Source organism: Streptomyces sp. SUK 48, assembly GCF_009650765.1.
Classification (GTDB): domain Bacteria; phylum Actinomycetota; class Actinomycetes; order Streptomycetales; family Streptomycetaceae; genus Streptomyces.
In genome coordinates this window covers 3,085,587-3,103,177 of the sequence record NZ_CP045740.1, presented here as the reverse complement: position 1 = coordinate 3,103,177, position 17,591 = coordinate 3,085,587, and the positions used below count along the sequence as shown (strand labels likewise).

At 73.5% G+C, this 17,591-nt stretch carries 17 protein-coding genes; 12 read left to right on the top strand and 5 right to left on the bottom strand.

All coding sequences use genetic code 11. From position 1 onward, the window contains the following. Complete coding sequence (locus tag GHR20_RS13105) at positions 1–984, top strand: ABC transporter ATP-binding protein (RefSeq protein WP_153813260.1); 984 nt, start codon at positions 1–3, stop codon at positions 982–984. After that, entirely contained in the window at positions 968–2,035 is a 1,068-nt protein-coding gene (locus GHR20_RS13100; protein ID WP_111586744.1) for a dipeptide ABC transporter ATP-binding protein, read from the top strand. The genes GHR20_RS13105 and GHR20_RS13100 overlap by 17 nt, the downstream gene beginning before the upstream one ends. Positions 2,036–2,163: 128 nt before the next feature. Here GHR20_RS13100 and GHR20_RS13095 read toward each other — a convergent pair whose 3' ends face one another. Then, positions 2,164–4,278, bottom strand: a complete 2,115-nt coding sequence (locus GHR20_RS13095) for a prolyl oligopeptidase family serine peptidase (protein ID WP_148027849.1) — start codon at positions 4,276–4,278, stop codon at positions 2,164–2,166. Between the two features lie 177 nt (positions 4,279–4,455). Between GHR20_RS13095 and GHR20_RS13090 the strand changes: the two genes are divergently transcribed. The 8 genes from GHR20_RS13090 to GHR20_RS13055 all read left to right on the top strand — a co-directional run bounded on the left by GHR20_RS13090 (position 4,456) and on the right by GHR20_RS13055 (position 12,128). Then, on the top strand, positions 4,456–4,650 hold the full coding sequence (locus tag GHR20_RS13090) for a hypothetical protein (protein WP_037659963.1): 195 nt from the start codon (positions 4,456–4,458) through the stop codon (positions 4,648–4,650). 40 nt (positions 4,651–4,690) lie between these two features. Continuing rightward, the gene (gene mshB, locus GHR20_RS13085) at positions 4,691–5,569 is read left to right on the top strand and encodes an N-acetyl-1-D-myo-inositol-2-amino-2-deoxy-alpha-D-glucopyranoside deacetylase (protein ID WP_153813259.1); all 879 of its coding nucleotides are present in this window, start codon (positions 4,691–4,693) and stop codon (positions 5,567–5,569) included. 23 nt (positions 5,570–5,592) lie between these two features. Next, positions 5,593–5,985 carry a DUF6113 family protein gene (locus GHR20_RS13080; RefSeq protein WP_148027919.1) on the top strand — a complete coding sequence of 131 codons (393 nt, stop codon included), beginning with the start codon at positions 5,593–5,595 and terminating at the stop codon, positions 5,983–5,985. A gap of 198 nt (positions 5,986–6,183) precedes the next feature. Then, positions 6,184–8,403 (top strand): hypothetical protein, encoded by a 2,220-nt coding sequence (locus GHR20_RS13075; protein WP_153813258.1) that lies wholly within the window; start codon positions 6,184–6,186, stop codon positions 8,401–8,403. A gap of 230 nt (positions 8,404–8,633) precedes the next feature. Then, positions 8,634–9,566: an ABC transporter ATP-binding protein gene (locus GHR20_RS13070; protein WP_181516459.1), complete on the top strand. Its 933-nt coding sequence runs from the start codon at positions 8,634–8,636 to the stop codon at positions 9,564–9,566. After that, positions 9,563–10,318, top strand: coding sequence for an ABC transporter permease (locus GHR20_RS13065; protein WP_111584844.1), 756 nt, complete (start codon positions 9,563–9,565; stop codon positions 10,316–10,318). The genes GHR20_RS13070 and GHR20_RS13065 overlap by 4 nt, the downstream gene beginning before the upstream one ends. Positions 10,319–10,323: 5 nt before the next feature. Beyond that, a complete protein-coding gene (locus tag GHR20_RS13060) occupies positions 10,324–11,517 on the top strand; it encodes a histidine kinase (RefSeq protein ID WP_153815958.1) in 1,194 nt (397 codons plus the stop codon). Then, the gene (locus GHR20_RS13055) at positions 11,514–12,128 is read left to right on the top strand and encodes a response regulator transcription factor (protein WP_111584843.1); all 615 of its coding nucleotides are present in this window, start codon (positions 11,514–11,516) and stop codon (positions 12,126–12,128) included. Before GHR20_RS13060 ends, GHR20_RS13055 begins: the two co-directional genes overlap by 4 nt. Positions 12,129–12,147: 19 nt before the next feature. On the opposite strand, the gene GHR20_RS13050 is transcribed toward GHR20_RS13055, so the two are convergent. Then, complete coding sequence (locus GHR20_RS13050; RefSeq protein WP_111584842.1) at positions 12,148–13,014, bottom strand: transglutaminase-like domain-containing protein; 867 nt, start codon at positions 13,012–13,014, stop codon at positions 12,148–12,150. A 29-nt stretch (positions 13,015–13,043) separates the two neighbouring features. Then, positions 13,044–14,117 (bottom strand): GNAT family N-acetyltransferase, encoded by a 1,074-nt coding sequence (locus tag GHR20_RS13045; RefSeq protein WP_153813257.1) that lies wholly within the window; start codon positions 14,115–14,117, stop codon positions 13,044–13,046. 140 nt (positions 14,118–14,257) lie between these two features. On the opposite strand from GHR20_RS13045, the gene fdxA reads away from it, so the two are divergent. Both fdxA and GHR20_RS13035 read left to right on the top strand, forming a co-directional pair. Further along, complete coding sequence (gene fdxA, locus GHR20_RS13040) at positions 14,258–14,578, top strand: ferredoxin (RefSeq protein ID WP_030746389.1); 321 nt, start codon at positions 14,258–14,260, stop codon at positions 14,576–14,578. Positions 14,579–14,700: 122 nt separating this feature from the next. Continuing rightward, positions 14,701–15,792 carry a bifunctional succinyldiaminopimelate transaminase/glutamate-prephenate aminotransferase gene (locus tag GHR20_RS13035; protein ID WP_153813256.1) on the top strand — a complete coding sequence of 364 codons (1,092 nt, stop codon included), beginning with the start codon at positions 14,701–14,703 and terminating at the stop codon, positions 15,790–15,792. A 91-nt stretch (positions 15,793–15,883) separates the two neighbouring features. Here GHR20_RS13035 and GHR20_RS13030 read toward each other — a convergent pair whose 3' ends face one another. Together GHR20_RS13030 and GHR20_RS13025 are read right to left on the bottom strand one after the other, a co-directional pair. After that, the gene (locus GHR20_RS13030; RefSeq protein ID WP_111584839.1) at positions 15,884–16,300 is read right to left on the bottom strand and encodes an ATP-binding protein; all 417 of its coding nucleotides are present in this window, start codon (positions 16,298–16,300) and stop codon (positions 15,884–15,886) included. A 289-nt stretch (positions 16,301–16,589) separates the two neighbouring features. After that, positions 16,590–17,582 carry a heavy metal transporter gene (locus GHR20_RS13025; RefSeq protein WP_194858878.1) on the bottom strand — a complete coding sequence of 331 codons (993 nt, stop codon included), beginning with the start codon at positions 17,580–17,582 and terminating at the stop codon, positions 16,590–16,592. Between the last annotated feature and the right edge of the window lie 9 nt (positions 17,583–17,591).

Genomic DNA, 17,591 nt, shown 5'->3' with positions numbered 1-17,591 from the left:
ATGCTGCTCGAAGTCCGCGATCTGCACGTGGAGTTCCGGACCCGGGACGGGATCGCCCGGGCCGTGAACGGGGTGTCGTACGCCGTCGACGAGGGGGAGACGCTGGCCGTGCTCGGCGAGTCCGGGTCGGGCAAGTCGGTGACCGCGCAGGCCGTGATGGGCATCCTCGACATGCCGCCGGGGCGGATCACCGGCGGCGAGATCCTCTTCCAGGGCCGCGATCTGCTGCGGATGAAGGAGGAGGAACGGCGGGAGCTGCGGGGCGCCCGGATGGCGATGATCTTCCAGGACGCGCTGTCGGCCCTCAACCCGGTGCTCTCCGTGGGCGATCAGCTCGGCGAGCTGTTCGTGGTGCACCGGGGGATGTCGAGGAAGGCCGCGCGGGCCGAGGCCGTCGAGCTGATGGAACGGGTGCGCATCCCCGGCGCCGCCCAGCGGGTGCGCGACTACCCCCACCAGTTCTCCGGCGGGATGCGCCAGCGGATCATGATCGCCATGGCGCTGGCCCTGGAACCCGCCCTGGTCATCGCCGACGAGCCCACCACCGCCCTGGACGTCACCGTGCAGGCGCAGGTCATGGATCTGCTCGCCGAGTTGCAGCGCGAGTACCGGATGGGGCTCGTCCTGATCACCCACGACCTCGGGGTGGTGGCGGACGTGGCCGACCGGATCGCCGTGATGTACGCCGGGCGGATCGTGGAGTCGGCCCCGGTGCACGACATCTACAAGGCGCCCGCCCACCCCTACACCCGGGGCCTGCTCGACTCCATCCCGCGCCTGGACCTCAAGGGACAGGCGCTGTACGCCATCAAGGGCCTGCCGCCGAACCTGACGCGGGTGCCCCCGGGCTGCTCCTTCCATCCGCGCTGCCCGATGGCCCGGGACGTCTGCCGTGCCGAGGTGCCCCCGCTGTACGAGGTGTCCGAAGTCCGCGGCAGCGCCTGCCACTTCTGGAGGGAGTGCCTGGATGGCGACGAGCGGTGAACCGGTCCTGGAGGTCAGCGGGCTCGTCAAGCACTACCCGCTGACCCGGGGCGTCCTGTTCAAGAAGCAGATCGGCGCGGTGAAGGCGGTCGACGGCGTCGACTTCACCCTCGGGCGGGGCGAGACCCTGGGCATCGTCGGCGAGTCGGGCTGCGGCAAGTCGACGGTCGCCAAGCTGCTGTGCAACCTGGAGCGGCCGAGCGCCGGGTCCATCCGGTTCAAGGGCGAGGACATCACCCGGCTGTCCGGGCGCGCCCTGAAGGCGGTGCGCCGCAACATCCAGATGGTCTTCCAGGACCCCTACACCTCCCTCAACCCCCGGATGACCGTGGGGGACATCGTGGGGGAGCCGTACGAGATCCACCCCGAGGCGGCCCCCAAGGGGGACCGGCGCCGACGGGTGCGGGAACTGCTGGACGTGGTGGGGCTCGACCCGGACTTCGTCAACCGCTATCCGCACCAGTTCTCCGGCGGCCAGCGCCAGCGCATCGGCATCGCGCGGGGGCTCGCGCTGCGCCCGGAGGTCATCGTCGCCGACGAGCCGGTGTCCGCGCTCGACGTGTCGGTGCAGGCCCAGGTCATCAACCTGCTGGACCGGCTCCAGGCGGAGTTCGAGCTGTCGTACGTGTTCATCGCGCACGACCTGTCGATCGTGCGGCACATCTCGGACCGGGTCGGGGTCATGTACCTCGGCCGGATCGTGGAGATCGGGCGGGACGCCGAGATCTACGAGCATCCGACGCACCCCTACACCCAGGCGCTGCTGTCCGCGGTGCCCGTGCCGGACCCCGGGGCGCGGGAGAACCGCGAGCGCGTCATCCTCAGCGGGGACGTGCCCTCCCCTACGGACATCCCCTCCGGGTGCCGCTTCCGCACCCGGTGCTGGAAGGCGCGGGAGCGGTGCGCGGTCCAGGTGCCGGCGCTCGCGGTGCCGGCCGTCTTCGGTACGGGACCGGCCGCCCACGAGTCGGCGTGCCACTTCGCGGAGGAGAAGCGGGTGGTGCCGCCGGAGTCGGAGCCCGGCCGGGCGGACGGCGACGGGCCGGGGTGACATGGTGCACCCCGGCCCGTCCACGGCACCCGCACGGCCGTACGCTGTGCAGCCTGCCGCGTCCGTATATCGCAACCGCTTCCGTCAAGTTGCCCGTGTGTTAACGCGGTTGACGTCCGCCGTCCGCCTCAGTCCAGGGACCGCCGCAGGAAGTCCAGCTGGAGGTTGAGCAGGTTCTCCGCGACCGTCTCCTGCGGGGTCATATGGGTCACCCCGGACAGCGGCAGCACCTCGTGCGGGCGGCCCGCGGCCAGCAGCGCGGAGGACAGCCGCAGCGAGTGCGCGACCACCACGTTGTCGTCCGCCAGGCCGTGGATGACCATCATCGGGCGGTGCGGCCCGGCCGCGTCGACCAGACCGGCGTCGTCGATCAGCGAGTTGCGGCGGTAGACGTCCGGCTGCTCGTTCGGGTCGCCCAGGTAGCGCTCCTGGTAGTGGGTGTCGTAGAGCCGCAGATCGGTCACCGGGGCGCCGACCACCGCCGCGTGGAAGACGTCCGGGCGGCGCAGCACCGCGAGCGCGGACAGATAGCCGCCGAAGGACCAGCCCCGGATCGCCACCCGGGTGAGGTCCAGCGGGAACCGCTCGGCGAGTGATCGGAGCGCGTCCACCTGGTCCTGGAGGACGATCTCGGCGAGGTCGTCCTTGATCTCCTTCTCCCAGGCGGGCGAGCGGCCCGGGGTGCCCCGGCCGTCGGCGACCACCACGGCGAAGCCCTGGTCGGCGAACCACTGGGAGGTGAGGTGGGCGTTGTGCGCGGCGACCACCCGCTGACCGTGCGGACCACCGTAGGGGTCGAGCAGAACCGGCAGGGGAGTGTCACCGTGGTAGTCCCGTGGCATAAGCACGGCGCACGGAATTCGGCGTGCGCCCCCCTCGGTGAGCGTGACCCGGAGGGACAAACCGGGGTCTTCGGCGTACGACCGGACAGTAGCCGTCGGTTTTCCGTCAGCCAGCACCTGTACACGGGTGCCCGGACTGTCCGGCGTCGCGGACACCAGCACCGTCACGCCCCCGGCGCGCACCGCCGCGTGCACACCGGGTTCCCGGGACACGCGCTCCGCGCCCAGTTCGCTCACCCGGTACACATGGATCTCGCCGATCTCGGACTCCTCCGCGTCGGCCCCGGCGGAGGCGGTGACGAGGACGTCGTCCGCACCCACGTCCAGAACCGCACGGATGTGCAACTGGCCGCTGGTCAGGAGGCGTTCGCCCACCGCGAGGACCCGGGCGCCGCCCTCGTCCGCGATCCGGACCAGCTGTCCGGAGGGGCTCCAGCACGGCGCCCCGGCGAACAGTTCCAGCCAAATCGGGTCCTCATCGGCGTGCACCATCCGCGTCGTCCCGGTGTCCGGGTCCACCGCCAGGTACAACAGGCCCCGCTGGTCCCGGGACTGCACCAGGACCAGCGGCGCACCCGCCTCTGACCAGTGCACTCGGGCGAGGTAGGGGTAGCGGTCCCGGTCCCAGAGCACCTCCGTGCGCTCCCCGTCGAGGCCCAGCACGAACAGCCGTACGTCCGCGTTAGGGGTGCCCGCCGCGGGGTACGCGACGTTATTTGGCTCACGCTCGGGGTGGGCCGGGTCGGAGATCCACCACCGGGTCACCGGCGTGTCGTCCGCGCGGGCCACCAGCAGCCGGTCCGCGCCCGGTGCCCACCAGAAGCCGCGGGTACGGCTCATCTCCTCGGCCGCGATGAACTCCGCGAGCCCGTAGGTGACCTGCTCCGACTCCGGTTCGGCGAGCGCGCGGTCGCCCTCGCCGTCGGCGCCCACCACGCGCAGGGCGCCCCGGGAGACGTACGCGATGTGCCGGCCGTCGGGTGCCGGGCGGGGGTCGATCACCGGGCCCGGCACGGTGAGTTCACGGGTCTCGCCGGTCGTCAGGCTCGCCGTGAAAAGCCGCCCTGACAAGGGGAAAGAGGCCAACTCAACGGCGGCGTCGGTGGCGTAGCCGACGATGCCGGCCCCGCCCTCCCGGCTGCGCTCGCGGCGGGCCCGTTCCTCGGGCGAGAGCTGCTCACCGGCGCCGCCCAGCAGGGCGCCGGGATCGGCGGCGAGGCGCTCGGTGCCGTCCGGAAGGTCCAGCACCCAGAGGGAGTTGGCCCGGTCGGAACCGGAGCTCGAACGCAGGAACGCCACCCGGGCGCCGTCGGGCGACACGGTGAACCCGCGCGGCGCGCCGAGGGTGAATCGCTGGGTCCTGGCGTGTCTGCGGGGGAAGGAGTCGGACTCGGTCGTCATACCCCGACCATATTGGCCATGCGCCCCCTTGTGCGGCCGTGCGCCGAGAGATGCGCGAGCACGGATAGTTATGATCACTACCGCTGCGTGGGTATGAACCTGCCGGTGTCCGCATGGACTTGCTCTACCGATCTTTCCGAACAGCCGTGTCCCTGGGATCTTTGGAGGTGAGCCGCCGTGGCACTCTCGATTTCGGCGGTGGTGCTGCTGGCGATCATCGTCTTCCTGCTGATGAAGAAGTCGGGACTGAAGGGCGGCCACGCGGTCGTCTGCATGCTGCTCGGCTTCTACCTCGCCTCCTCGACCATCGCGCCCACCATCAGCCAGCTGACGACGAACGTGGCGAGCATGATCGGCAGCATCAAGTTCTGACGGCCGGGCGGCCGGCCCCGGGCCTGCGTAGGGTGGTGGCATGACGGAACTGCCCACCTCCGGCCCGCGCGCCGCCCGGCGGCTGCTGCTGGTGCACGCGCACCCGGACGACGAGTCGATCAACAACGGCGCCACCATGGCCAAGTACGCGGCCGAGGGCGCGCAGGTGACGCTGGTCACCTGCACCCTCGGGGAGCGGGGCGAGTGCATCCCGCCCGGGCTGCGGCACCTGACCGGCGCCGCGCTCGGCGCCCACCGGCGCGGCGAGCTGGCCGCCGCCCTGCGCGAGCTGGGCGTCACCGACGCCCGGCTGCTCGGCGGCGCGGGCCGCTACGGCGACTCCGGGATGATGGGCATCCCCGACAACGAGGACCCCGGCTGCTTCTGGCAGGCCGACGTGGACGAGGCCGCGGCACACCTCGTCGAGGTGATCCTGGAGACCCGCCCCCAGGTCCTCGTCACCTACGACGACAACGGCGGCTACGGCCACCCGGACCACATCCAGGCCCACCGCGTCGCCATGCGCGCCGCCGACCTCGCGGCCGGGCGCGGGCACACCATCGACAAGGTCTACTGGATCCGCACCCCGCGCTCCGTCGCCGAGGACGCCTTCGCCCGGCTCCAGGACGAGCTGCCGGCCCTGCCCTTCGAGAAGAGCGCGGCCCTGGACGACGTGCCCGGCGTGGTGGACGACGCCCGCGTCACCACCGCCGTCGACGGCACCGCCCACGCCGCCGCGAAGGCCGCCGCGATGCGCGCCCACGCCACTCAGGTCGAGGTAGCCGAGCCCTGGTTCGCGCTCTCGAACGAACTGGCCCAGCCGCTGTTCACCACCGAATACTACGAGTTGGTGCGCGGCACCGCCGTCCCCGGCGAGAGCGACCTGTTCGCCGGGATCGCCACCGGGGAGGCGCCGTGAGCGGCACCGGCACCCCGGGCCCGATGCTCGCCCAGCCGCTGCGCCCGCCGACCCCCGGGCGCGCCCTGGCCCACATCGGCCTCTTCCTGCTCGGCGCGCTCGTCGCCCTCGCCGGGTCCCTGGTACAGGCCGCCTGGTTCCCCGGCGGGCTGCTGCTCGGCCTCGCGGGCGCCGTCGGCGCCTTCCTCGGCGGTGCCCACGCCACCCGGTCCCGGGGCGGCGCGATGGCCCCGGCGGCGGGCTGGATCGTCACCGTCATCCTGCTCACCACCTCCCGCCCCGAGGGCGACTTCCTCTTCGGCGCGGGTGGCGGCTCCTATCTCTTCCTGTTCGGCGGCATGGCGCTCGCTGTGATCTGCGCCACCCTCGGCGCCGGGAGGCAACCGCGCCTCGGCTCCGCCCGACTTGGGAAGTGACGTACCGCTTTCCGGTGCGGCCCACGTGCGAGTCGGGTGTGGGTTTCCTCAAAGGTCAGGGGATACGGGCCGGAGGCGGCCAGTATGGTGGTGCGCGCCGCCGAGCCTCCCCCGCGTCCTCGACCCCGTTCGAGTCGGGGGGACCGCCGAAGCAGTGAGGTCAGTGTCGGGCGGCGGAGCCAACTGGGAGAACCTGCCTTGAGTCGTGAAACTGACACTCCGTCCTCCGGGCCCAACGGGCGCGGCACAGCCGCATACCCGTCCGGCACCCCGCCGTACGGGACCCCCATGGCTTCCGACGACGGTGCGGACGCGGGCCGTTCGGGCGCGCAGTCCGAGGAACGCAAGACCGAGACCACGCTGACGACCCGGATCCGGATCAACATCCCCGGGTCCCGGCCCATTCCGCCGGTCGTCGTGCGCACACCCGTGGGCGACGGCGAGTCCGCCGACGCTGGCCGGGACGACAAGCCCGCCGCCGGGGAGAGCGCCCCGGCCGCGCCCGCCCCCGAGGCACCGGCGGAGCCCGCGGCCCCGGCCGAGGAGAAGACCAGCGACTGGTTCGCGCCCCGCAAGGCGGGCGCGCCCGCCAAGGGCGGCGCGGGTGCCAACGGGGGCAAGAACCCCGGTGGTTCCGGCGCTCCCGCCGGCGCGCCGGGCGCCCGTCCGGGTGCCCAGGGGACCGGGAGCGCGGCCGGTGGCGGCGCCCGCCCCGGTGGTGTGGTCGGCTCCATGAGCGTGCCCGGCCGCACCTCCGGCAAGACGAACGGCTCGGGCCTGCCCGGCGCCACCGGCGGACCCGTGGCCCCCGGGCACGGCGGCGGCACCGGCTCCTTCGACGTCACCGAGGCGCTGGCCGCGGGCCCGCTGGGCGGCGGCTCCCGTTCCGCCGAGGCGGGCGGCGGCGAGCCGCGCCGCGACGAGCTGCCGTACTTCTCGGAGCACGGCACCGCGGGCGGCCAGGACCCCTTCGGCACCGCGGGCGCGGGCGGCGCGAACGGCGCCGGCGGCCGGGGCGGCCAGGGCGGTCCGCAGGGCCCCGCCGGGCCGACCGGCGGTCCGGTCACCGGCGACAGCCCGCTGCGGCCGGGCGCCGAGAGCCCCTACGGGACTCAGGGTGCCGGGCGCGGCGCCCGCACCGGCCTCGCCGACCTCGAAGGTCCGGCCGGGGTGCCGGGCGCCGGAGTCGGCGCCGGTGGCGGCCTCAGCGACGACACCGCGATCCTCACCCCGCAGAAGCCGGCCCCCGAACCGGGCATGCCCGGCTACCGGGCCCCGGACAACGTCTCCGGACACACCGTCACCAGCGGCATCCCGGTGGTCCCGGGCGGCAGCGGCGGCCCGTTCGGCGCGGGTGCTCCCGGCGGCTCCGGTGCTCCGGCCGGCGGTCCCGGCGGCCCGGCCGCTCCGGTGGCGCCCAAGCCCGAGCCGGCCGCGACCGCGCCCAAGGCGGCGGCCAAGCCGAAGAAGAAGGGCCGCAGCAAGCTGGTCCTGCTCTGCGTCGGCCTCGTCGTGATCGCGGGCGGTGTCTACGGCGCCGGGCTGCTGATGAACCACACCGACGTGCCCAAGGGCACCACCGTGCTCGGCGTCGACATCGGCGGCGGCACCCGGGACGACGCGGTCAAGAAGCTGGACGACGTGTTCGGCCCCCGGGTCGCCAAGCCGCTCAAGCTCTCCGTGGGCGGCCGCACGGTCATGCTCACCCCGGCCAACGCCGGTCTCCAGTTCGACTTCCAGGCCACCGCGAGCGCGGCCGCCAAGAGCGACTACAACCCGGTCTCGGTGGTCGGCACGCTCTTCGGGCAGCACCGCGTGGTCGAGCCGGTCATGCCGGTGGACGAGGAGAAGCTCCAGGCCGCGCTCCAGCAGGCGGGCGGCGGCTCCGGCTCGGGCGCGGTGGTCGACGGCGGCATCACCTTCCAGGCGGGCAAGGCCGTGGCCGTGCACGGCAAGGCGGGTGCGGCCATCGACGCGGCCCGCTCGACCCAGGCGGTCGAACAGGCGTACCGCACCGAGGTGGAGACGGACAACGCCACGACGGTCACGGTGCCCACCGCCAACCGGCAGCCGGCGGTCTCCGACGCCGAGGTGGACCGCGAGATGAAGGCGTTCGCCCAGCCGGCCATGTCGGCGCCGGTGACCGTGCGCACCGACGCGGGGCACTCCGTCATGTTCAGCCCGCAGAAGTCGCTGTGGAAGTTCCTCGGCGTGGCCGCGGTCGACGGCAAGCTGACCGACAAGCCGAACTACCCCGCCCTGAAGGAGCTCTACGGGCAGACCTTCGACGGCGTCCTGATCACCCGGGGCAACGGCCAGAAGACTCCGGTCACGCCCCAGGACGTCTACCTGGCCATGCGCCAGGCGCTGACCAGCACGACCAACCGGGTCGCGGTGATCAGCACCCACCCCAACTAGGGGCGCGGACACGGCCCGTGAGGGGCGCCCGGCACGCATGCCGGGCGCCCCTCGGGGCTCTTCGGCACACCTGTAGGACTACACCCGGTAGGTCTACGACCCTTACGGGTACGGCCCGCCGACGGCGACCCCCAGGGGTCGGTCACCCCCACCCCTATGACATCTGTCATCCGCCACCCAGGACCCCCGACACTGCCGGGCACCCGCCCCGGACCCGCACCATGGACGACATGACAACGACAGCGGTACCGGCCGCCTCCACCACCGAGGTGGTCGGGTTCGACCAGGTGACCAAGACATACGGGACGGTACGGGCCGTCGACGGGCTCTCGCTTCGGCTGCACCCGGGGGAGACCGTGGCCCTGCTCGGCCCCAACGGCGCGGGCAAGTCCACCACCCTCGACCTGCTCCTCGGCCTCAAGCAGCCCGACGCCGGCACGGTGTCCGTGTTCGGCACCAGCCCGCGCGAGGCGATCGTGGCCGGGCGGGTCGGCGCCATGCTGCAGAGCGGCGGCCTGATGGACGACGTGACGGTGGCCGAGCTGGTCAAGCTGTCCTGCTCCCTGCACCCGCGGCCGTACAAGGCCACCGATGTGATGGCCCGCGCCGGCATCGCGCAGATCGCCGACCGCAAGGTCAACAAGCTCTCCGGCGGCCAGGCCCAGCGCGTCCGCTTCGCGCTCGCCACCGCCGGCGACAGCGACCTGATCATCCTGGACGAGCCGACCACCGGCATGGACGTCACCGCCCGCCAGGCGTTCTGGGCCACCATGCGCGAGCAGGCCGACCAGGGCCGCGCGGTCCTCTTCGCCACGCACTACCTCGAAGAGGCCGACGCCATCGCGGACCGGGTGCTGGTGCTGCACCGCGGCCGCCTCCTCGCCGACGGCACCGCCGCCGAGATCAAGGCCCGCGCGGGCGCCCGGCGGATCGCCTTCGACCTGGAGGGCACCCTCGACGAGGCCGCCCTGCGCGCCCTGCCCTTCCTGACCGGCATCGACGTGTCCGGGCAGACCGTGCGCATCCAGTCCTCCGACGCCGACGCCACTGTGCACGCCCTGTACGGCCTGGGTGTCTACCCCCGTAACCTCGAGGTCGCCGGCCTCGGCCTGGAACAGGCGTTCGTCGCCATCACGGAGGCCGAGGAGGCCAAGCAGTCATGATGAACACCTCTGCCACGCGGGCCCTGATCAAGCTCGAACTGACCCGGGCCCTGCGCAACAAGAAGTTCCTGTTCTTCTCGGTGCTCTACCCGGCGGTCCTCTTCCTGATCATCGCGGGCAACGCCGACAACGCCAAGATCGACGGCACCGGGCTGACCCTGGCCACGTACATGATGGTGTCCATGGCCTCCTTCGGCGCCCTGACCGCCGTACTGATGGGCAACAGCGAGCGCATCGCCAAGGAACGCGAGAGCGGCTGGGTACGGCAGCTGCGGCTGACCCCGCTGCCCGGGCGCGGCTACGTCCTCGCCAAGACCGCCAGCGCCGCCGTGGTGAGCCTGCCGTCCATCGTGGTGGTCTTCCTGGTCGCCGCCCTGGTCAAGGACGTACGGCTGGACGCCTGGCAGTGGCTCGCGCTCACCGGGATCATCTGGGCCGGCAGCCTGGTCTTCGCCGCGCTCGGCGTGGCCATCGGCTACCTCGCCTCCGGTGACGCGGTCCGCCCCCTCACGATGATCGTGTACTTCGGTCTGTCGATCCTCGGCGGCCTGTGGATGCCCACGACCTCGTTCCCCCGGTTCCTCCAGGACATCGCCAAGTGGCTGCCCACCCACGCGTACGCCGCGCTGGGCCGGGCCATCGAGCAGAGCCAGGCCCCGCACACCACGGACATCGTCGTCCTCGCCGTGTACTTCGTCCTCTTCGCGGGCGGCGCGGCCTGGCTGTACCGGAAGGACACGCTGAAGGCGTGAGCACCATGGCGGACGACCCGAGAACGGCCGAGGACCGGCCGGAGGCACAGATCCGGATCGGACAGGGCCCCCGCAACCGGCGTGAGCTGCTGATCAAGGTCATGTGGATCGGGGTGTGGCTGGTCTTCCTCAGCTCCCCGATCCGCGATCTGACCGGGGGCCGGCACACCACGGCCGCCACCGCGGCCGGAGCGGTGGGCCTCGCCGTCTTCGTCGGCGCCTATCTGACGCTGGTGCTGCGGGGCATGGGGCGGCCCTTCTCGCAGCGGGCCGTGATCGGGCTGCTGGGGGTCCTCGCCGTCCTCGCGACCGTCCTCGGCCTCGGCCTGGGCCTGCCGTGGACCGGGCTGTTCATCTACGTCTCGGTGGCCTGCGGGGCGACCCTGCCGCCGCGGGTCGCGGCCTGCGCGATCCCCTGCTCCGCCACCGTGATGTACCTGGTCCAGGCGCGCTGGGGCGACTTCGCCCTCGACGAGGGCCTGGTGATGGTCGTGCTGATCGGGTTCGCGATGATCGGCGTCAGCCAACTGATCAGCACCACCCGCGAGTTGCGCAAGGCCCGGGCCACCGTCGCCCAGCTCGCCGCCAACGAGGAGCGGCTGCGCCTCGCCCGCGATCTGCACGACCTGCTGGGCCACTCGCTCTCCCTGATCACGCTCAAGAGCGAGCTGGCCGGGCGGATGCTGCCCGAGCACCCCGAGAAGGCGGCGCAGCAGGTCAGCGACATCGAACAGGTCAGCCGCCAGGCCCTGGTGGACGTCCGGGAGGCCGTCACCGGCTACCGGCGCCCCCGGCTCGCCGTCGAGCTGGCCGGCACCCAGGTGGCCCTCACGGCCGCGGGCGTCACCGCCGAACTGCCGGCCGAGCCCGACCTCGCCGGGGTGCCCGAGGAGGCCGAGTCGGCGCTCGCCTGGGCGCTGCGCGAGGCGGTCACCAACGTGGTGCGCCACAGCGGCGCCGACCGGTGCGCGGTACGGCTCACGCACCGCCAGACGCTGGACGGCCCGACGTTCGAACTCGTCGTCGAGGACAACGGATCGGGCACCGGCAACGGCGGCTTCGGCAACGGTCTGACCGGGCTGACCGAACGCCTGGAGAAGGCCGGCGGGACGCTGGAGGCGAGCCGGTTCAGGCATGGCTTCCGGCTGGTCGCCCGCGTGCCCGCGGCCCCCGCCGGGGACGTAGGATCCGGGGCATGACGAGCACCATCAGGGTCCTGCTGGCCGAGGACCAGTCCATGGTCCGCGAGGCGCTGGCCGCGCTGCTCGGCCTGGAGGACGACATCGAGGTCGTCGCGCAGGTCGCGCGCGGGGACGAGGTGCTCGGCGCGGTCGCGGCGCACGACGTGGACGTGGCGCTGCTGGACATCGAGATGCCGGGCTGCACCGGCATCGAGGCCGCGGCCCGGGTCCACCGGGAGCACCCCGGGGTCAAACTGGTCGTGCTGACCACCTTCGGGCGGCCCGGCTATCTGCGCAGCGCCATGGAGGCGGGGGCCGACGCCTTCCTCGTCAAGGACGCGCCCGCCGCCCAACTCGCCGCCGCCGTCCGCAAGGTGCTGGCCGGGGAGCGGGTCATCGACCCCACGCTGGCCGCCGCCGCGCTCGCCGGGGGCGCGAACCCGCTCACCGAACGCGAGCGCGAGGTGCTGCGCGCCGCCGCCGACGGCTCCACCAACGCCGAACTGGCCAAGGCCCTGCACCTGTCCCAGGGCACGGTCCGCAACTACCTCTCCACGGCCATCCAGAAGCTCGCCGTCCGCAACCGGGCGGAGGCCGTGCGCACCGCGCGGGAGAAGGGCTGGCTGTAGAAGCAGCCGGTACGGGGGCTCAGTTGAGCTTGGACCGGGCGGTGCGGGCCTGCTGCCGTACCCGCTCGGCGGCCGGTTCGTCGACGACCTCGATCAGCTCGGCGTACGCGTCCAGTTCGTCCGCCCCGGCCGTGAACTGTCCGCGCTGCACCAGCAGTTGCCCGCGCTCGTAGCGCAGCCGGGCCGGGTGGGCCGGGATCAGCAGCGACAGCTCCACCGCGCGCAGCGCCACGTCCGAGCGCTCGGGGCGGGCCGCGGCCCACGCGCGGATGTTGTTCAGGATGCGCTGGACGACCTCCAGCGGGGGCGCCGGCTCCAGCATCCCGGGGTCCGGCGGGGCCCCGGTCGCCCCCACCACGAGCAGCTCGGCGTCCGGTCCGGTGAGCACCCGCCCACCCTCGAACGGGTCGGCCAGCACCTGTTCCCCGGCCGGGCCGAACCCGACCACGAAGTGCCCGGGCAGCGCCACCCCGTACACCGGGGCCCCGGCCCGCCGGGCCACCTCCAGCCACACCACCGACAGCAGGATCGGCAGGCCGCGCCGGCGCCGCAGCACCTCGTGCAGCAGCGAGGACTCCAGGCGCTGGTAGTCGCCGGGCGTGCCGTGGAACTCGTAGCGTCCGCCGAGCAGCCGCCGTACCGCCTCGGCCCAGGCACGCGGCCCGCCGGGCCGGTACGGCAGCTCGCCCGCGAGCCGGTCCAGCTCGGCCTGCGCGGTGTCGATCCCGGCCTCGTCCAGCGAGCCGTCCGCCTCCGCGCCGATCAGCAGGCACAGCGCCGCCAGGTCCGGCCGCTCGGACCGGGCCTCCTCGGCGAACCGCGCCCGCAGCTCGGCGGACCGCTCGGGCGGCGGCGGATACGGGGGCGGCAGGTAGGGATGGGACATGGCGGGTTCTCGCCCTTCCGGGAGGATGTCTACGACGGGCCGTGAGCGGGCTGTTCCCGGGGCTCCCGGAAGTGGTGGTAGGCGTGGTGCCGGGAGAAGCCCAGAGCCGTGTACAGGGCCCTCGCGGGCTCGTTGTCGCTCTCCACCTGGAGCCAGCCGGCCGAGGCGCCCTCGGCCAGCGCCCGGCGGGCCAGCGCGGCCATCACCTCGGTGGCCAGGCCCTGCCGCCGCCGCGCGGGGTCCACCTCGACCGCGGCGAAACCGGCCCAGCGGCCGTCCACGACACAGCGCCCGATCGCCGCCGGGGCCCCGCCCGGCTCGCCCGGCACGGTGGCGAACCACACCGAGGGGCCTCCCGAGAGCACCCGCAGGGCCACCTCGCTCACCCCCTTGCGCCGGTACCGCGCGAGCCACGCCTCGTCCGCCTCGCGGCCGAGGACCACGTCCGCGCCCTCGGGCCGGTCCGCGAGCGGGGCGAGCGCGCCGATCCACACCTCGGCACTCACCTCCCGCACCCAGCCGCGCCGCTCCAGCTCCGCGCAGAGCAGTTCCTGCGTGCCCTCGGCGCCCGTCGCGGCCTGCACGTAGGCGGGCAGCCCGCGCTCGCCGTACCAGCGTCGTACGGCCGTCAGGGCCGCGTCGAGCGGACGCCCGGGGTCCCCCAGCGGCAGCACGCTGTTGGCCCGCCGGGTGTAGCCCTCCCGTCGCCCGGCCGCCACCTGGGCCGGACGCGCCTCGCGCGGCCCCTCCTCGACCGCGGCCCGCAGCTCCCACTCGCCGAGCCGCTCGCTCTCCAGCGGGGGCCAGCCGCGCGAGGTGACCCGCGCCAGCTCCGCGTAGCCCGCCGCCGGGCCCCTGCGGCGCGCCGGGGCGGCCGGTACGACCTTGCCCGCCACGAGCGAGGTTTCCGGGAACCGGACACTCGTACCGCCCCGCTGTGTGATCATGAGCACGCCATGATCCCAAGATGTGAGAACGCCTACCGTGTCGGTGAACTTCTCCCGCGCCGCACCGGGTTCGCTCAACCGCCGTACGGAGACGCGTTTTCCCACGTCAGCGGGGGTGATTCGGACTTCCAGGCGCCCTTGTGCCGAGATTTCCACCGGTCAGTTCACCCCTCCTGTTCGGATCGTGCTCCGGAACGGAGATACTAGGGGCGGGCATCGACGACGCCGCGCTCCCGCGCGCCAGGCGGCGGAGCCTGGAGAGGCCCGCCAGCGCCCTATCGAGGAGGAACGACAGCGTGACCTACGTCATCGCGCAGCCTTGTGTCGACGTCAAGGACAAGGCGTGCATCGAGGAGTGCCCGGTCGACTGCATCTACGAGGGCCAGCGGTCCTTGTACATCCACCCGGACGAATGCGTCGACTGTGGTGCCTGTGAGCCGGTCTGCCCGGTCGAGGCGATCTTCTACGAGGACGACACTCCGGAGGAGTGGAAGGACTACTACAAGGCGAACGTCGAGTTCTTCGACGAGCTGGGCTCGCCCGGCGGCGCCAGCAAGCTGGGGCTGATCGAGCGCGACCACCCCTTCGTCGCCGCGCTGCCGCCGCAGGGCGAGTGACCGTTTAGCGCCCAAGCGGCCCGCGAACGCGCCGCCTCGGTCCCGTACGGCCCCGATCGCCCAGATCGCCGCCGCACGGGACCGAGGCGTTTGCCGCACCAGACGAAAGTGAGCCACTGATCGTGTCCGCAGTCTCCGACCGGCTTCCCACCTTCCCCTGGGACAAGCTGGAGCCGTACAAGAAGACGGCCGCGGCCCATCCGGACGGCATCGTCGACCTCTCCGTCGGCACCCCGGTCGACCCGGTCCCCGAGCTGGTCCAGAAGGCCCTCGTCGACGCGGCCGACTCGCCGGGCTATCCGACGGTCTGGGGCACGCCCGCGCTGCGGGACGCGATCTGCGGCTGGCTGGAGCGGCGCCTGGGCGCGCGCGAGGTGACCCACCGGCATGTGCTGCCGGTCGTCGGCTCCAAGGAGCTGGTGGCCTGGCTGCCGACCCAGCTGGGCCTCGGCCCCGGCGACCGGGTGGCCTACCCGCGCCTCGCGTACCCGACGTACGAGGTCGGCGCGCGGCTGGCCCGCGCCGGGTACGAGACGTACGACGACCCGCGCGACCTCGACCCGGCCGGTCTGAAGCTGCTCTGGCTGAACTCCCCGTCCAACCCGACGGGCAGGGTGCTGGCCAAGGAGGAGCTGACGGAGATCGTCGCCTGGGCCCGCGCCCACGGCGTCCTGGTCGTCTCCGACGAGTGCTACCTGGAGCTGGGCTGGGAGGCCGACCCGGTCTCGGTGCTGCACCCGGACGTCAACGGCGGCTCCTACGACGGCGTCGTGGCCGTCCACTCGCTCTCCAAGCGCTCCAACCTGGCCGGCTACCGCGCCGCCTTCATCGCGGGCGACCCGGCCGTCCTGGGCCCGCTCCTGGAGATCCGCAAGCACGGCGGCATGATGACCTCCGCGCCGACCCAGGCAGCCGTGGTGGCCGCGCTGGGCGACGACGGCCATGTGCACGAGCAGCGGGCCCGCTACGCCGCCCGCCGCGAGGCCCTGCGCGCCGCCCTGCTGTCCCACGGCTTCCGCATCGAGCACAGCGAGGCCAGCCTCTACCTGTGGGCCACCCGCGACGAGCCCTGCTGGACCACCGTCGCCCACCTCGCCGACCTGGGCGTCCTGGTCGCCCCCGGCGACTTCTACGGCCCGGCGGGCGACACCTTCGTCCGCGTGGCGCTGACGGCGACGGACGAGCGGATCGCGGCGGCGGTCGCGCGGCTGTAGGTTCCGCCCGCGCCCGGCGCCGCTCCCGTGAACGCCGAACGGGGTCCAGGGGGAACGTCCCCTGGACCCCGTTTCACCGGCCGGCCGCGGCTCAGGTGAGGGGCAGGCCCTGCATCGGCAGGTTGGCGGTCGGCAGGCCGCCCTTCGTGGCGCCGGCGGCCGCGTCGCCCAGGGCGTTGCCCGCGGCGCCGGCGACGCCGCCCGCGGCCTGCTGGGCCGCCGGGGCGGCCTTCTTCACGGCACCGCCGGCCGTCTTGCCCGCGGTCGGCACGGCCGACTTCACGGCGTTGCCGCCCGCGTTGCCCGCCAGCGAGGTGGTGTGCTGCGCGGCACCGTCGACGGTGTCGCCGACGTGCGCCGCGTCCAGCGCGGTCAGGCCGCCCAGGTTCGCGGTGGCCGGCAGGTTCGTGGCCGCACCGGCGGAGCCGGCCGCACCGACCCCGGCGGCCGCTCCCGCTGCGACGAGCAGCGCGGCACGGGCGATCCGGCGGGTCAGGGGGAGGGACATGATGCTCCATTCGACGGGAGAAGAACGCTCTCTGTCGTCCGGACCCGGCACCGGGTCGGACGCCATGACTACCGCTCGAAGCCGCCGAAGGTTGCGGACGCCCCGGGTAAAGAACCGATAACGCATCGCATTATCAGGTGGGGATAAAAACGGGCAAAGGGCGTCCGTGAGGGCGCCCGGCAGAATCCTTCCGCCCCTTGCGCCCCAAGGGCTCCCGGCCGGGTTCCCCGGCTCGCCCGTTTGGCCGCGTGTGAAACGCCGACGCCACCCGTCGGCGCGATGACCCGTACTACTGTCCGGTCACGATCTGGACAACGCCGACGGACTTCTCCGCCCCCGCGGCCCCCTGCGGGCGCACCTGCTGCCAGGCCCCGCCGTCGCTGCCGGCGGTCCACACCCGGCCCGCGTACGTCACCCGGTGGATGTGCAGCGCCGAGGAGTTGGCGACCGCCCAGTGCGCGAGCTGCCACCCCCGCTCCCGCTCGTCGCGCCCGCTCGCGTCCGTCCGCGTCCCGAGCGGCACCGGCACGGTCACCGTCCGCCCGCTCGCGGTCGCCGTCACGCTCGGCGAGGGGGACGGCGAGGGCACCGGTGCCCCGCCCACCTCCGCGCCGGTCTCCTGGAGCGCGTCCCGCCCGAAGTCCCGCACCAGCGCGGCCCGTACCGCGTCCGGGCCGATCGCCCCGGCCGCCGGGTCGAAGCGCCCGTCGCAGGTCAGCGTGGCCGCCGCCTGGCCGGTCAGCGCCGCCGACAGCAGCTCGGCGTCCGGCTCGTGCTTGGCGTACGCCTCCGGGTAGCCGCTGCGCTGCACCTTCTGCGCGGCCACGGTGAGCGGCAGAGCGGAGTAGTCGGGCACCTTCGCCAGGTGGGCGTAGAAGATCCCGGCCGCGTACGTGGGGTCCATGATCTGCCGCTCGGTGCCCCAGCCCTGCGAGGGCCGCTGCTGGAACAGGCCGAGCGAATCACGGTCGCCGTGCTCGATGTTGCGCAGCCCCGACTCCTGGAGCGCGGTGGCGAGCGCGATCGTCACGGCCCGCTCGGGCATGTTCCGGCCGGTGCCGACCGCGGCGATCGTCGCCGCGTTCGCCGCCTGCTCGGGCGTGAAGTCGTACGACGCCCCGGCGCCGGTGGCCGAGACCACCTTGCAGCCGCGGGAACCGCCGCCTCCGGTGACGTACTGCACCACGAGGTAGGCGGCGACGCCGCACAGGACCAACAGGGCCGCACAGGACCGGAGAAGACGGCCGCGGCGCTTGGGACGGGTGGGGGACGGCTGTGACACGCGTACAAG